Genomic DNA, 15,433 nt, shown 5'->3' on the forward strand with positions numbered 1-15,433 from the left:
CCCTTTGGAATGTTAATGTGTTAAAATAAATGATATTCTGAAAAAGAAGCAGTAAATCCAATAAATAACTAATTTAAGAGATAGAAAAGGAGTATGTATAAATGACTGAGACACAGGGATTGCGTATTGCAGTTGTGGGAGCAACTGGAGCAGTAGGACAACAAATGATTTCAACACTCGAACAAAGGGACTTACCGATTAAGAAAATCATCTTTTTATCATCGGCTCGTTCCGCAGGAATCAAACTTACGTTTAAGGGCGAAGAAATCGAAGTGCAGGAAGCAAAACCTGAAAGCTTTGAAGGCATCGATATCGCTTTATTCAGTGCTGGAGGAAGCGTGTCTAAGGAATTGGCTCCAGAAGCAGTTAAACGCGGTGCGATAGTAGTGGATAATACAAGCGCATTCCGCATGGATGAAAATGTGCCGCTAGTCGTTCCTGAAGTAAATGAGGAAGACTTGAAACAGCATAATGGGATCATTGCAAATCCGAATTGTTCAACTATCCAAATGGTTGTGGCATTGGAACCTATTCGCAAGACATACGGCTTATCAAAAATTGTTGTTTCTACCTATCAGGCTGTTTCGGGTGCAGGTGCAGCTGCGATAAATGAATTAAAGGAACAAGCTCGCGACTTGCTTGATGAAAAAGAAATAGATCCGAAAATTTTACCGGTAAAAGGGGACGAAAAGCATTATCAAATCGCATTTAACGTCATTCCCCAAATCGATAAATTCCAAGATAACGGGTACACATTCGAAGAGATGAAAATGATTAATGAAACAAAGAAAATCATGCATATGCAAAACCTTCCAGTGGCTGCAACTTGCGTGAGGCTTCCTGTTGTAACAGGTCATTCGGAATCTGTATACATTGAAGTTGAAAAAGAAGGCATAGCGGCTTCTCAAATCAAAGATTTAATGAAAACGGCACCTGGAATAGTGTTAGAAGATGAACCGGAACAACAAGTTTACCCTACGCCTGCTTCATCCGTCGGCAAGAATGATGTATTCGTCGGTCGGATTCGCAAAGATTTGGATGAAGATAAAGGCTTCCATTTATGGGTGGTTTCCGATAATCTATTAAAAGGAGCAGCTTGGAATTCCGTTCAAATTGCTGAGAGCCTTTTGAAATTAGGTTTGGTTACCGTTAAGTAAAAATTTTATTCTTAATGAACTCGACAGAAAATTAAATTCCAATAGGATAGAGAGTTTTTGTCAGCTTCCCGGATTGGGAAGCTGGCTTATATTTGGGGTGCATATTATGAAAATTATCGTCCAGAAATACGGTGGGACATCCGTTCGTGATGAGGAAAGCCGTTCATTCGCCAAGGGGCATATTGAAAATGCGATTAAAGAAGGCTATAAAGTGGTGGTTGTGGTTTCAGCAATGGGAAGAAAAGGCGATCCTTATGCAACGGATACCTTACTTTCCCTGGTAAATGGAGCGAAAGCCTGCCTTTCAAAACGGGAACAGGATTTACTTATGTCAGTAGGGGAAACGATATCATCTGTCGTATTTACGAACATGCTCTTGGAACATGGTATTGATGCGGTTGCATATACTGGAGCTCAAGCGGGATTCTTGACGAATACCGACTATTCAAGTGCGAAAATTATCGAAATGAAATGCGACCGTCTCATGAAAGAACTTGAGGTGAAGGATGTTGTCGTTGTAGCAGGTTTCCAGGGAGCGGCTAAAAACGGGGACATCACGACCATCGGGCGTGGTGGAAGTGATACTTCAGCCGCAGCATTAGGTGCGGCATTGCAAGCTGAACGGGTCGATATTTTTACGGATGTGGAAGGAATCATGACGGCAGATCCACGTATTGCCGATCAAGCTCGTCCATTATCAATCGTTTCATATACGGAAGTTTGCAATATGGCATATCAAGGGGCAAAGGTCATTCATCCGAGAGCTGTTGAAATTGCGATGCAGGCGAAAGTCCCGATTCGGATAAGGTCAACATACAGCGAAGGCTTGGGAACACTTGTTACTAGCATGAACAAGGGAAGCCAGGGCAGTGACATACGTGAAAGGCTCGTGACCGGGATTGCCCATGTACCAAAGATCACTCAAATCAAGGTCCGTGCGAAAAAAGATCAATATAATCTACAGGCAGAAGTTTTCAAAGCAATGGCCAATGCCTCCATTTCAGTGGACTTTATAAATATATATCCAAGTGGCGTAGTTTATACCGTTTCCGAGGAGATGACAGAACTTGCCCTCTCGATTTTGGCCGAGCTTGGTCATGAACCGGTCATTGAACGGAATTGTGCCAAGGTTTCTGTAGTCGGTGCAGGCATCAATGGTGTGCCAGGCGTTGCAGCGAAGATTGTCACAGCGCTTTCCGAAAAGGAAATTGCCATTCTCCAGTCAGCGGACAGCCATACGACAATTTGGGTACTCGTAAAAGAGGAAGATTTAATAGAAGCTGTTAATTCCCTGCACTATGCGTTTCAATTGCATGAAAGGGAAGTCCAATAATCAGGTTATTTAATAAATAAAGGTTTTAAAAATTAAAGAGGTGTTAGATAATGATATTTGGTAGAGTATCAACCGCAATGGTCACCCCTTTCGATAGCAAGGGAAATGTTGATTTTCAAAAGACGACTTCATTGGTTAATTACTTATTAGCGAATGGAACCGATTCGCTTGTGCTTTCGGGAACGACAGGGGAATCTCCAACTTTATCTTCGGAGGAGAAAATTGCATTATTGCGTCATGTTTCAAAGGTTGTTGAAAAACGTGTGCCCATCATCATGGGTACAGGAAGCAACAATACGTATGCGTCCATCGAGTTGACAAAAAAAGCGGAACAAAATGGCGCCGATGCGATAATGCTGGTTGCCCCGTATTATAGTAAATCGAATCAAGAAGGTCTGTACCAGCATTTTAAGGCTATTGCAGCTAGTACGACTCTCCCTGTCATGGTATATAATATCCCTGGGCGCGCTTCGGTTAACATTGAACCGGAAACGATCATCCGCCTTTCAAAAGTTCCTAATATCGTAGCCGTTAAGGAAGCGAGCGGGGATTTAAACGCTATGACCCAAATCATAGCCGGCACTGATGAAGATTTTGCATTATATAGTGGGGACGACGCTTTAACACTCCCAGTATTGGCGATTGGTGGTGTGGGTGTAGTTTCGGTTGCTTCACATATTGCAGGTAATGAGTTGCAGAAAATAGTGGAGGCCTTCATCAGCGGGAACTTGAAAGAGGCAGCCAGGCTGCATCAGGAACTGTTACCGCTTATAAAAGGTTTGTTTGCAGCGCCAAGCCCTGCACCTGTCAAAACAGCGCTTCAGTTATATGGAATTGACGTTGGATCGGTGAGACTTCCAATCGTGCCATTGACTGAGCAGGAGCGCCTTGCATTAACCAAGGTATTAAAAAAATAAAAAGACACGGAACAAGCTGATCGTTGAAGATTGGCTTGTTTTTACATAATGATGTATATGAATGGGATATACTTCCGATTTCGGATGGAAATATTTGAATTTTTTTATGTTCAATCGAAACTGGATAAAAGTACAAAGGATCTCTTACATAATAGGTTGTTTTATTGGATTAAATGAAAAAGTCCCTCTGAAAATGGTAAGTGTTGTCATGTTTTTTGAACATCGGTTATAATGAAATCATTGGGAAATTATGAACGGGATTTTTTAAGGAGGATATTCGATTGGGTAAAGATAAAAATAATGGAATAAGAGTGATTTCTCTTGGAGGACAAGGGGAACTTGGTAAAAATATGTACGTCGTTGAGGTGAACGAGGACATCTATCTTCTTGATGCAGGGTTAATGCTGCCAGAAGACGAAATGCTCGGAATCGATGCGGTTATCCCAGATATTACGTATTTGATGGATAATAAGGAACGGGTGCAGGGGATATTCATTTCCCATGGTCATGAAGACCATATGGGAGCGCTTGCTTATGTCTTGAAATATTTACCGGTCCCTGTTTATGGAACAAAGCTTACTCTTGCTTTAATCAAAACGAAATTAAAGGAAGATGGCTTTAACGGCAGGGCGACATTCACTGAAATCGATTCGGATTCTCTTTTAAGTTTCCCTCAAGCAGCCGTGTCTTTTTTCCGGACAAACCATAGTATTCCAGATTCCGTCGGAGTCGTGATCCACACTCGTGAAGGTGCAATCGTTTATACAGGGGATTTCAAATTCGATCAAGCAGCAACAGATCTATATAAACCGGAAATCGGTAAAATGGCCAGTATCGGTGAAGAAGGTGTCCTATGCTTGCTTTCGGATAGTACCGGAGCCGAGAGGCCAGGTTATACGACATCAGAAGCAGTTGTGGCCAAAGATATTACAGAGGTATTTCATGCTGCCTCCGGAAGGATCATCGTTGCGTGCTTCGCTTCGAATATCAACCGAATTCAACATGTTTTCAATGCAGCGGCAGCAAGTCGCAGAAAAGTGGCAGTTGTAGGGAAAAGCCTGCAACGCGTTTATGAAACAGCCTTGAACCTTGGTTACTTAAAGGTCGAAGAAGAGCTGATAATCCCAATTAATGAAATTAGCCAGTATGACGACCGTGAAATCGTCGTGTTATCGACTGGTCATCAGGGGGAGCCCATTGCGGCACTTCAAAAAATGGCAAAACAGACCCACAAGCAGGTGACGATCAAAAAGGGAGACACAGTTTTGATCAGTGCATCACCCTTACAGGGCGGCGAACTTATTTTATCCAAAACCGTCGATTTGCTATACAGGGTAGGTGCGGAAGTGGTATCTGCAAATAAATATAAAGTGCACGTAACGGGTCATGGCAGCCAGGAAGAACTGAAAATGATGATCAATTTGATGAATCCTAAATTCCTCATCCCTGTACATGGGGAATACCGCCATTTATATGCCCATCAAAAAGTTGGGCTTGCAGCGGGGATTAAGCGTGAAAACATCATCATTGCCGAAAAAGGTGATGTCATCGAACTTAAGGGCAATAAAATGGGTCTTTCCGGCAAAGTCTCTGCAGGAAATATCTTGATAGATGGCAGCGGTGTTGGAGATGTGGGTAATATCGTTCTTCGTGATCGGCGCTTGTTATCCCAGGATGGGATTTTGATTGTAGTGGTCACGTTGAACCGTCAGGATAAAAGCATTGCAGCAGGCCCTGAAATCATTTCAAGGGGCTTCGTATATGTTCGCGAATCAGAGAAAATGATTGGCGAAGCAACTGAAATAGTAAGTGAAATCGTAAAGAAAAATGGGTCGCGCCAACCATTTGATTGGTCCACGCTGAAGCAGGAAATGCGTGATGCGTTAAACCAATTCTTCTATGAAAAAACGAAACGCCGTCCAATGATTTTACCGATCATCATGGAATATTAAGTAAGGAACCCCTGATTTAACAGTCAGGGGTTCTTTTTCTGTTTCAAACCTCTTATATCTTGAAGAATGAAGTCCGAGTCTCGAGACATAATAAAGCTATAGGCTATAAGAGAAAGGGGTTGGCATAGTGGATAATGCACCATTACCAAATGAAAATGAAGGCAAGCAGGAAGGTAAGAATTCAACTTTAATCGAGAAAATTCAGCAGCTGGGAGCTACCAATGTTCCGCAACTATCTCAGGACTCAAAAATCCATTGTTTGACGATCATTGGACAAATTGAAGGACATATGCAGCTGCCGCCTCAAAATAAAACGACCAAATATGAACATGTTATTCCGCAAATTGTGGCAATTGAACAAAATCCCAATATAGAGGGGCTGCTTGTTATTTTAAATACAGTCGGAGGAGATGTCGAAGCGGGACTAGCCATCGCAGAAATGCTGGCTTCGCTTTCAAAGCCATCCGTCTCGATTGTACTTGGGGGAGGTCACTCGATCGGTGTGCCGATTGCGGTTTCGTGTGACCATAGCTATATTGCTGAAACAGCAACGATGACGATTCATCCCATTCGTTTGACAGGTCTGGTCATTGGCGTGCCTCAAACCTTTGAATACTTGGATAAAATGCAGGAAAGAGTCATCAAGTTTGTTACGCGGCACTCCAACGTTACGGAAGAAAGTTTTAAGGATTTAATGTTTGCTAAAGGAAATTTAACTCGTGATATCGGTACGAATGTAATTGGGGCCGAGGCAGTTGAAATCGGAATGATTGATGATGTAGGAGGAGTAGGCCAGGCAATGAGAAAACTGAATAGCTTCATGGAAGAAAGAAGGCCAAAAATTGCCGGGGAAGAGGAGGGGCTTCTGCAATGACGCTTTATACGATCGTTCCTGAAGAAATAATTTTCCCTCATCACCATGAGAAGACGGCAAATTTAATAGAAATGATCTATAATGGTGTACATGTGATGGTTGAACATGACGGGGGCCGCACGTTTCGCATTGATCGAATTGTGAGCACGGATCCTGAAGATTATATGAATGTACACATTCAGCCAGGAGCTGTCATAAATGTGTTCGAACAGATGAATCCTTAGTAAAAAAGACTAACTGAGGTAAATTATGATATACTGGAATGAAAATCAGCAGCCGCTTGGCTGCTTTATTCATTATATGGGCAAATTGTCCGCATTAAGAATAAATGGTACATATATCAAGGACAGGGTCAAATTTATTTGGTATAATCAGTGAGCGAACGTTTGTTTCCTGAAGGGAAATCATGTAGTGGTGTTGAATAGGAAAGTTAGAATAGTTTCATGAAGAATCAGGTGATATTATGGCAAAGAAGAAACGCAGAAAAAAGAATAGTACAGAGAAGTTAAAAGTAACCCTTAAATATGAATTGATTGGCCTAACTTTAATAGGCTTGGCCATCATTGCCATTGCCAAGCTTGGAGCAGTTGGAAATGGGACGGTCTTTTTAATCCGCTTCTTCATGGGGGAATGGTATATCCTCTTTTTGTTGGGAGCAATCGCAGCTGGGTTCTATTTGATGATAAAGAGGGAGGTCCCTTACCTGTTAAAACGGCAATTCGTCGGGATGTATTTCCTTGTTGCGAGCATGCTCCTACTAAGTCATGTGACGCTGTTCAACATGCTTGCAGATGGAGGACCGTTCACGAAGCCCAGCGTCATTTCGAATACATGGGAACTATTCTGGATGGAAGTGACCGGCAAGGCCAGCACAAAGGACCTTGGGGGCGGTATGATTGGAGCAATATTATTTGCAGCCTCATACTTTTTATTCGACGAAGCTGGATCGAAAATCGTTTCATTCCTTTTTGTCATTGTAGGTGCCGTCCTATTGACAGGGAAAACGTTAGGTGAAACCCTTGGGAAGTTTTTCATGGGTCTTGGCGGCTTTTTCAAAAAGCAATGGTCTGCATTCAGAGATGATATGAGAACGTGGAATGAAGACAAAAAAGAAAAGAAAAAGAATCCGGTTAAAAAGAAGAAACGGGAAAAAGAACCGGTGGAAGAAAAGGATCAGCCCCTTCTTCAAGAAGAGGATACACAGCAAATGGCGACGGAGCGGATCATTTCCAGCTTTGCTGATAAAGCCTATAGCGACGAAGACGAAATAATTCCGGTCGTGACGGAACCTGCAGCTGATAATAAAGAGGACCAGGATGATGCCGTTCCGCCTATGAATTTTACGGAAGTGGAGAATAAAGAATATCTTTTACCGCCTCTTTCTTTATTATTGCAGCCCAAAAAAACGGACCAAAGCGGAGAATACCAATTGATCCATGAAAATGCGGCTAAGCTTGAGCGCACCTTTCATAGCTTTGGAGTGAAAGCGAGGGTCACTCAAGTTCATTTAGGCCCAGCCGTAACTAAATACGAAGTTCATCCGGACGTAGGGGTGAAGGTAAGTAAAATTGTCAGCCTATCCGATGACTTGGCCCTTGCACTGGCCGCAAAGGATATTAGAATCGAAGCTCCGATTCCCGGAAAATCGGCTATCGGAATAGAAGTGCCCAACTCCGAAGTGGCGATGGTGTCATTAAGGGAAGTTTTAGAGGCCAAGGAAGTTGACAAGCCTGACGCAAAACTGCAAATAGGCCTAGGTCGGAATATTTCCGGTGAAGCGGTTAAGGCGGAGCTCAATAAAATGCCGCATTTACTAGTGGCTGGTGCTACTGGCAGCGGGAAATCCGTTTGTATCAACGGGATTATCACGAGTATCCTGATGCGGGCAAAACCGCATGAAGTGAAAATGATGATGATCGATCCAAAAATGGTGGAGCTGAATGTCTATAATGGAATTCCCCACTTACTAGCACCTGTAGTGACAAATCCAAAGAAAGCTGCACAGGCTTTGCAAAAAGTGGTCAGTGAAATGGAAAGGCGCTATGAGCTATTTTCTCATTCCGGTACGCGTAATATTGAAGGCTACAATGATTATATTAACCGGTATAACATCGAAGAAGATGCCAAACAACCGCTCTTGCCTTATATCGTAGTCATTGTCGATGAGCTGGCGGATTTGATGATGGTCGCCTCAAATGATGTAGAGGATGCCATCACAAGGCTTGCGCAAATGGCACGTGCCGCTGGCATCCACTTGATAATTGCCACTCAGCGGCCATCCGTAGATGTAATTACAGGGGTCATTAAAGCGAACATCCCATCTCGGATTGCTTTTAGTGTCTCATCAATGACCGATTCAAGAACGATCCTCGACATGGGCGGAGCTGAAAAACTGTTAGGCCGGGGTGACATGCTCTTCCTGCCTGCAGGAGCTTCAAAACCGGTTCGTGTCCAAGGTGCCTTTTTATCCGACAATGAAGTCGAGGAAGTTGTCACATATGTCATTTCACAGCAAAAAGCACAATACAACGAAGAGATGATACCCGATGAAATTGCAGAAACTTCAAATGGTGAAGTCGAAGATGATTTATATGGGGATGCCGTGTCCTTGATCGTAGAAATGCAGACTGCATCGGTTTCCATGCTGCAGCGCCGTTTCCGGATTGGCTATACGCGGGCAGCGAGATTGATTGATGAAATGGAAGCGAGGGGAATTGTCGGTCCATATGAAGGCAGTAAACCACGAAATGTGTTGGTCACTAAAGATGAACAGGATGAAGCGCATTCATCATAGTAAAAAAAACCGGGCAGCAGCCCGGTTTTTTAATTATTCATCGCCTCGTCTAAATGTTTAAGGCAGAAGTCGGTAATCATCGCTTCTTCATCTTCTTCTAAATCGAATTCGAGTGCGCCCTCATTACCTTTTTCAAAAATATCATATTTAATCAATTTTCCTACTTGCTCTTCCACTGCAAAAAGCACCCGGATATATAAACCATTTTCTGAAAAGAGCTCATCCTCTTCAGGCACTTCAATATCCAAGAACAACTCGTAACGTTCCCCGGACAAAATACCAAATGGATCATTCAATTTTTCGATCGTGTATTCTGTAATCTTTAACATCTTGTGTACATCCCTTCAAAGAAGATAAATCCTATTATACAGGAAAACAGCATCTTGAACAGAGCTGCATTCATTTTGCATTTTCAAATAAAAATTTATCTGATTTAGGAGAATAATCGTGCAAATTCCGCGGTCTTTTCTAGATTAAAAGACACAGGGAAGGGTAATTTCTCCTAAATTCTTTTAAAGTAAATAGTAAAACACTATTTATTTATGTCAAAAAAAATGTTATATTATTTTCGATTAGTAGGAATGATTCAACATCAGAGGTCTGATGTCTTAAGAAATTAGCTGGGGGAAACTGTATGTCAATAAAATCAGATAGTCGACATTTATATTTGCAGGTCATTGATTACCTGAAGCAGGATATTGAAGCTGGAGTCTATCAGGAAAATGAAAAATTCCCTTCAGAATTCGATCTTGCAAAAAAATTGGGAGTTAGTAGGGCGACACTTCGAGAAGCGCTGCGAATTTTAGAAGAAGAAAACATCATCATTCGCCGCCATGGAGTTGGGACTTTCGTCAATCCGAAACCTCGGTTCACTTCAGGTATCGAGCAATTAAAAAGTGTCACGAACATGATTGAAGAGGCAGGAATGAAACCGGGTACGATTTTCTTAAGCTCGACGGCCCAAGAACCTACAGAAGAGGATATACGCAGGTTTTCGTGTTCGACAGATGAACGCATCGTCATCATCGAACGAGTAAGGACTGCGAATGGGGAGCCAGTTGTCTACTGTATTGACAAAATTCCTGAATCTATACTATCAGAAAATTTTGACCGTAATGATGAGTCTCTTTTAGATATTTTGGAAAGAGATGCGCATCGAAAAATTACGCATGCCGTAGCAGAGATTGAGCCTATTGGATATCATGAGAAAGTTTCTCCTATCCTTAAATGCTCGCCAGAAGCCGCACTACTCGTTCTAAAGCAGATGCATCTGGATGATTGGGACCAGCCTATCCTGTATTCTGTAAACTACTTTAAAGCCAATATGTTCAGCTTTCATGTTCTTCGTAAACGTGTGTAGTTCTTGACTCTGCATACGGGTGAATGCAAGCGTTTGTTTCGATTCCGAAAAAGTCGATCAAACGGATGCAAAAAAAATTAACGAGAAGTGAAAACGCAAACATAAATGACTTTTCAGAACATTCCTGCTCAAAAAACTATGTAAAACTAGGGGGATAAAAATTGAAAAAGCGCAAATTAGGACTAGCTCTTTCACTTGTTCTTGCAGCCGGTACGCTACTAGGAGCATGTGGTAATTCAGAGAATGATGATAAAGAATCTTCAAATGGGAAAAACAAAGATAACTTCACTGTTGCAATGGTAACTGATACTGGCGGCGTGGATGACGAGTCGTTCAACCAATCCGCTTGGAAGGGCATTCAGGAATTCGGTAAGGATAATGGTCTGGAAAAAGGTAAGGATGGCTACAACTACCTGCAATCTAAATCTGATGCAGATTACGCTAAAAACCTGAATACGCTTGTACGTGAAGATTACCAACTAATCTATGGTATCGGTTTTCTTTTAGCCGAAGCTGTTGGTGAAGTGGCCGACCAACGTCCGGATTCACATTTTGCTATCGTTGATACAGTTGTAGATAAAAAGAATGTAGCCAGCATCAATTTTAAAGAGCAGCAAGGTTCATTCCTTGTAGGTGTAATTGCCGGTCTGCAAACGAAAACAAACAAGGTCGGTTTTATCGGCGGAGTTGAATCTGAATTAATCAAGAAATTCGAAGTTGGCTTTAAGGCTGGGGTTTTATCTGTAAATCCTGATGCGAAAGTTGAAGTTAAATATGCCGGAGATTTCAATAAAGCTGATATCGGTAAATCCACAGCAGGCTCCATGTATTCTTCAGGTATCGATATCATTTATCATGCTGCTGGCGGAACTGGAAAAGGTGTATTCACTGAAGCAGTCGAGCAAAAGCAAAAAGATCCTAAGAGAGAAATTTATGTTATCGGTGTAGATAGCGACCAAGCTAAATTAGGGGCAGTTCCTGGAACTGACGACAACATCACACTTACTTCCATGCTAAAACGTGTTGACGTGGCAGTTAAAGACCTTTCCGAGAAAGCGAAAGAAGGAAACTTCCCAGGCGGAAAAGTAATTGAGTACGGTATCGAAGAAAATGGTGTAGGCATTTCCGATACAAAAGATAACGTAACAGAAGAATCTTTAAAAGCGGTCGAAGAGTGGACAGAAAAAATTAAATCAGGTGAATTCGTAGTTCCGGGCACGGATGAAGAGTTCAAAAAACTTGGTTTATAAGCTGTAATGCCAGAAAGAATAGGGAGGCGAATTGCCCTCTATTCTTTCTTTTCCCAATTGCTCTTTGCAACTGAAAAATATCGAATGAAAAACTATGATAGAATCGTAGTTTTTCATTTGGTTTTTTTAAAAAAATCAATAAGCTAGTAGAAGCAATTATATGATTTAAGAATATTTACACTCATTTTAGGAGTTGATAATACGTGGAATATGTAATTGAGATGCTTAATATCCGTAAGGAATTCCCCGGCATCGTCGCAAATGATAACGTTACCCTTCAGGTTAAAAAAGGGGAGATTCACGCATTATTAGGTGAAAATGGCGCGGGCAAATCCACTTTGATGAATGTCTTATTCGGCTTATACCAGCCTGAACAGGGAGAAATCCGTGTGAATGGCAAGCCAGTCAAGATTACCAGTCCTAACATTGCCAATGATTTAGGGATTGGGATGGTCCATCAGCATTTTATGCTCGTAGACCCTTTTACAGTAACAGAAAATATCATTTTAGGAAAAGAACCATCAAAAGCGGGTAAAATCGATTTAAAAGAAGCGAGCGAGGAAGTTAGGAAACTATCGGAACAATATCAGCTTCGTGTTGACCCCTATGCGAAAATTGCCGATATATCAATAGGGATGCAGCAGCGTGTCGAGATTCTTAAAACGCTATACCGTGGTGCGGAGATATTGATTTTTGATGAGCCGACCGCTGTATTGACTCCTCAAGAAATCAAGGAATTGATTTATATTATGAAAGCCCTTATCAAAGAGGGGAAATCCATCATTTTAATTACACACAAACTTAAGGAAATCATGGAGGTTTGTGACCGGGTAACGGTAATACGCAAAGGGCAAGGAATTGGAACAGTGAATGTCAACGAAACGAATCCTAACGAATTGGCCAGCTTAATGGTCGGTAGGGAAGTTCTGTTCAAGACGGAAAAAACGGCAGCTATTCCTTCGGATGTAGTTCTCGAGGTCCGGGAACTGGAAGTCAAGGATTCCCGGGGCGTTTCAGCTGTTCGGAACTTGGATTTAACTGTCCGTGCAGGAGAAATTGTCGGTATCGCCGGTGTAGATGGAAATGGACAATCCGAACTAATTGAAGCATTGGCTGGCCTAAGGAAGACAACCGCAGGTTCGATAAAGCTAAATGGAAAAGAAATCAGGAATCTGAAGCCGCGTAAAATCACTGAAGCAGGTGTCGGCCATATTCCAGAAGACAGACATAAGCATGGTTTGGTTCTCGATTACAGCATTGGGGAAAATATTGTCTTGCAAACCTATTATCAAAAGCCTTTTTCAAAAGCTGGTATCTTGAACTCAAAGAAAATATTTGAAAAGGCCCGTTCACTGATCAAAAGTTACGATGTTCGCACTCCGAGTGAATATACCCCGGCAAGGGCGCTTTCTGGAGGGAATCAGCAAAAAGCGATCATCGGACGGGAAGTTGATAGGAACCCGGATTTATTGATAGCCGCACAGCCGACACGCGGGCTTGATGTCGGGGCGATCGAGTTTATCCATAAACGTCTGATTGAACAGCGTGATGCAGGAAAAGCGGTACTCCTCATATCATTTGAATTGGAAGAAATCATGAATGTGAGTGATAGAATTGCCGTTATATACGAAGGGGAAATCGTCGCAATAGTCGATCCGAAAGAAACGACTGAACAGGAGCTTGGCCTTCTTATGGCTGGCAGTAAACGGACGGAAGCAGGGGGAAAACAAAATGTCTAAGTATTTATCTAAATTAACGAGTCCGTTAATAGCAGTTATCCTCGGCTTAGTCGTTGGGGCCATAATCATGTTAGTAAGCGGCTATGACCCTGTTGCCGGCTATGGCTCCATGATAAATGGAATTATTGGGGATTCTTATTATGTAGGGGAATCAGTCAGGACAATCATCCCTTATATCCTTGCTGGGTTGGCAGTGGCTTTTGCTTTCCGTACGGGCCTATTCAATATCGGTGTAGAAGGGCAATTAATTGTAGGCTGGCTGGCGGCAGTTTGGGTCGGAATCGCTTTTGATCTACCAAGGATCATCCATTTGCCGTTTGCCATATTAGCTGGTGCAGCTGCAGGTGCCTTGTGGGCGTTTATCCCTGGTTATTTAAAAGCTAAGTTCCGTGTACATGAAGTAATCGTTTCGATCATGTTGAATTATACAGCTTTATATGTGACGAATTATTTAATTCGGAATGTAATGACTGACAAGCTGGATAAAACAGAAAGAGTTGCTGATACAGCATCACTGCGGTCTCCTTTTTTTGAAAGCATTACGGATTTTTCCCGGATGCATTGGGGAATAGTGGTAGCGATTATTTGCGTGATCATCATGTGGTTCCTTCTTGAAAGGACAAAAACCGGCTTTGAACTGAAAGCGGTAGGTTTCAATCAGCACGCGTCCGAATATGCAGGGATGAGTGTAAATAAGAACATCATACTTTCCATGGTTATTTCAGGTGCGTTTGCAGGGCTTGCGGGTGCGATGGAAGGCCTTGGAACTTTCGGTTATGCCGCAGTCAAAGGCGGTTTCACAGGTATGGGCTTTGATGGGATTGCAGTAGCCTTACTAGGAGCGAATACGGCTATTGGTGTAGTGCTGGCAGCCTTATTATTTGGGGGACTGAAAGCAGGGGCGTTAAATATGCCGCTAGAAACCGGCATACCTAGTGAAATTGTAGATATTGTCATAGCATTGATTATTTTCTTCGTCGCATCCAGTTATTTTATTCGTTGGATTGCCGCTCGATTTAAGAAAGGGGTGAAATAAGTGGATTTTTACCAAGTATTACAAATTATTATTCCATCTATGATTGCTCTAGCTGCACCACTTATTTTTACTTCACTCGGAGGAGTGTTTTCTGAACGGGCAGGTGTCATAAACATCGGTTTAGAAGGATTGATGGTCATCGGTGCCTTTACAGGGATCGTTTTTAACTTAATGTTTGCTGATGTTTTTGGGGAATGGACTCCTTGGCTTGCTGTGCTAGCGGCAATGATTGCCGGCTTGCTGTTTTCCATTCTGCACGCTGTGGCATGTATTACGTTCAGGGCGGACCAAACGGTTAGTGGGGTAGCCATCAACTTGTTGGCAGTAGGTCTGACCATGTTTTTGGTGAAGCTGATTTTTGACAAAGGTCAAACTGATAGAATCACAGAAACATTCCCAAGGATTGATGTTCCGTTACTAAGTGATATTCCATTTATAGGACCCATCTTTTTCGCAAATGGTTATTATATCGTATATATAGCGATTCTAATATCTTTTGTCGTTTGGTATGTACTTTATAAAACACCATTCGGGTTAAGGATCCGTGCAGTGGGTGAGCATCCCATGGCTGCTGATACGATGGGTGTCAATGTTACGAAAATCCGATATGCCGCCGTTTTATTATCAGGTGCTTTTGGAGGTATCGGCGGAGCGATATATGCTACCATCTTTTCGAATGAATTCAATCATGCGACAATTAATGGGCAAGGTTTCATGGCCATTGCCGCCATGATTTTTGGTAAATGGCACCCGGTCGGGGCAATGGGTGCAGCGTTATTCTTTGGTTTGGCTCAAAGTTTGAGTATCGTTGGCTCGAGCCTTCCCTTCTTCAAGGATATTCCATCGGTTTACCTATTGATCGCTCCTTATGTTCTGACAATCATTGCATTAACTGGTTTCATTGGACGTGCAGATGCTCCTAAAGCATCCGGACAGCCATACATCAAAGGAAAAAGATAAGGTTTTAACCGGTCAGCAAACTATGCTGGCCGGTTTTTTCTTTTGAGATTGAGCCGTAAGT

At 42.3% G+C, this 15,433-nt stretch carries 13 protein-coding genes; 12 read left to right on the plus strand and 1 reads right to left on the minus strand.

Features of this window, described 5'->3' with window-relative positions; genetic code table 11:
• Positions 1-101 precede the first annotated feature (101 nt).
• The 7 genes from asd (at position 102) to V3595_RS12805 (ending at position 9,027) form a co-directional block, all read left to right on the plus strand.
• Positions 102-1,157 (plus strand): aspartate-semialdehyde dehydrogenase, encoded by a 1,056-nt coding sequence (gene asd, locus V3595_RS12775; RefSeq protein ID WP_350302034.1) that lies wholly within the window; start codon positions 102-104, stop codon positions 1,155-1,157.
• Positions 1,158-1,263: 106 nt separating this feature from the next.
• On the plus strand, positions 1,264-2,490 hold the full coding sequence (dapG, locus tag V3595_RS12780) for an aspartate kinase (protein WP_137019708.1): 1,227 nt from the start codon (positions 1,264-1,266) through the stop codon (positions 2,488-2,490).
• Positions 2,491-2,540: 50 nt separating this feature from the next.
• Positions 2,541-3,407, plus strand: coding sequence for a 4-hydroxy-tetrahydrodipicolinate synthase (gene dapA / locus V3595_RS12785; RefSeq protein WP_485907510.1), 867 nt, complete (start codon positions 2,541-2,543; stop codon positions 3,405-3,407).
• Between the two features lie 281 nt (positions 3,408-3,688).
• Positions 3,689-5,359 (plus strand): ribonuclease J, encoded by a 1,671-nt coding sequence (locus V3595_RS12790; protein WP_485907512.1) that lies wholly within the window; start codon positions 3,689-3,691, stop codon positions 5,357-5,359.
• A 190-nt stretch (positions 5,360-5,549) separates the two neighbouring features.
• The gene (locus V3595_RS12795) at positions 5,550-6,233 is read left to right on the plus strand and encodes a ClpP family protease (protein ID WP_396020081.1); all 684 of its coding nucleotides are present in this window, start codon (positions 5,550-5,552) and stop codon (positions 6,231-6,233) included.
• Positions 6,230-6,457: a YlzJ-like family protein gene (locus V3595_RS12800; RefSeq protein WP_063231821.1), complete on the plus strand. Its 228-nt coding sequence runs from the start codon at positions 6,230-6,232 to the stop codon at positions 6,455-6,457. The genes V3595_RS12795 and V3595_RS12800 overlap by 4 nt, the downstream gene beginning before the upstream one ends.
• Positions 6,458-6,696: 239 nt before the next feature.
• The gene (locus tag V3595_RS12805; protein WP_485907514.1) at positions 6,697-9,027 is read left to right on the plus strand and encodes a DNA translocase FtsK; all 2,331 of its coding nucleotides are present in this window, start codon (positions 6,697-6,699) and stop codon (positions 9,025-9,027) included.
• Between the two features lie 29 nt (positions 9,028-9,056).
• Here the strand turns inward: V3595_RS12805 and V3595_RS12810 are convergent, their stop codons facing one another.
• Positions 9,057-9,356 (minus strand): DUF6509 family protein, encoded by a 300-nt coding sequence (locus tag V3595_RS12810; protein WP_350302038.1) that lies wholly within the window; start codon positions 9,354-9,356, stop codon positions 9,057-9,059.
• 305 nt (positions 9,357-9,661) lie between these two features.
• Here V3595_RS12810 and V3595_RS12815 point away from each other — a divergent pair, with 305 nt between their 5' ends.
• The 5 genes from V3595_RS12815 (at position 9,662) to V3595_RS12835 (ending at position 15,372) form a co-directional block, all read left to right on the plus strand.
• Positions 9,662-10,387: a GntR family transcriptional regulator gene (locus tag V3595_RS12815; protein WP_101224693.1), complete on the plus strand. Its 726-nt coding sequence runs from the start codon at positions 9,662-9,664 to the stop codon at positions 10,385-10,387.
• Positions 10,388-10,548: 161 nt separating this feature from the next.
• Positions 10,549-11,637, plus strand: a complete 1,089-nt coding sequence (locus V3595_RS12820) for a BMP family lipoprotein (protein ID WP_350302039.1) — start codon at positions 10,549-10,551, stop codon at positions 11,635-11,637.
• A gap of 203 nt (positions 11,638-11,840) precedes the next feature.
• On the plus strand, positions 11,841-13,376 hold the full coding sequence (locus V3595_RS12825; protein WP_101224695.1) for an ABC transporter ATP-binding protein: 1,536 nt from the start codon (positions 11,841-11,843) through the stop codon (positions 13,374-13,376).
• On the plus strand, positions 13,369-14,412 hold the full coding sequence (locus V3595_RS12830) for an ABC transporter permease (RefSeq protein WP_101224696.1): 1,044 nt from the start codon (positions 13,369-13,371) through the stop codon (positions 14,410-14,412). Before V3595_RS12825 ends, V3595_RS12830 begins: the two co-directional genes overlap by 8 nt.
• Entirely contained in the window at positions 14,413-15,372 is a 960-nt protein-coding gene (locus V3595_RS12835) for an ABC transporter permease (RefSeq protein WP_214750719.1), read from the plus strand. It begins immediately after the preceding gene.
• Positions 15,373-15,433: the final 61 nt, after the last annotated feature.

The sequence above is a fragment of the Bacillus sp. CFBP9009 genome, from assembly GCF_036541465.1.
GTDB lineage: Bacteria > Bacillota > Bacilli > Bacillales > DSM-1321 > Peribacillus.

Excerpts from the sequence above, each read along its gene's own strand:
- V3595_RS12815 (WP_101224693.1), top strand. The coding sequence starts at position 9,662 with ATGTCAATAAAATCAGATAGTCGACATTTATATTTGCAGGTCATTGAT.
- dapG (WP_137019708.1), top strand. The coding sequence starts at position 1,264 with ATGAAAATTATCGTCCAGAAATACGGTGGGACATCCGTTCGTGATGAG.
- V3595_RS12830 (WP_101224696.1), top strand. The coding sequence starts at position 13,369 with ATGTCTAAGTATTTATCTAAATTAACGAGTCCGTTAATAGCAGTTATC.
- asd (WP_350302034.1), top strand. The coding sequence starts at position 102 with ATGACTGAGACACAGGGATTGCGTATTGCAGTTGTGGGAGCAACTGGA.
- V3595_RS12800 (WP_063231821.1), top strand. The coding sequence starts at position 6,230 with ATGACGCTTTATACGATCGTTCCTGAAGAAATAATTTTCCCTCATCAC.
- V3595_RS12805 (WP_485907514.1), top strand. The coding sequence starts at position 6,697 with ATGGCAAAGAAGAAACGCAGAAAAAAGAATAGTACAGAGAAGTTAAAA.
- dapA (WP_485907510.1), top strand. The coding sequence starts at position 2,541 with ATGATATTTGGTAGAGTATCAACCGCAATGGTCACCCCTTTCGATAGC.
- V3595_RS12810 (WP_350302038.1), bottom strand. The coding sequence starts at position 9,356 with ATGTTAAAGATTACAGAATACACGATCGAAAAATTGAATGATCCATTT.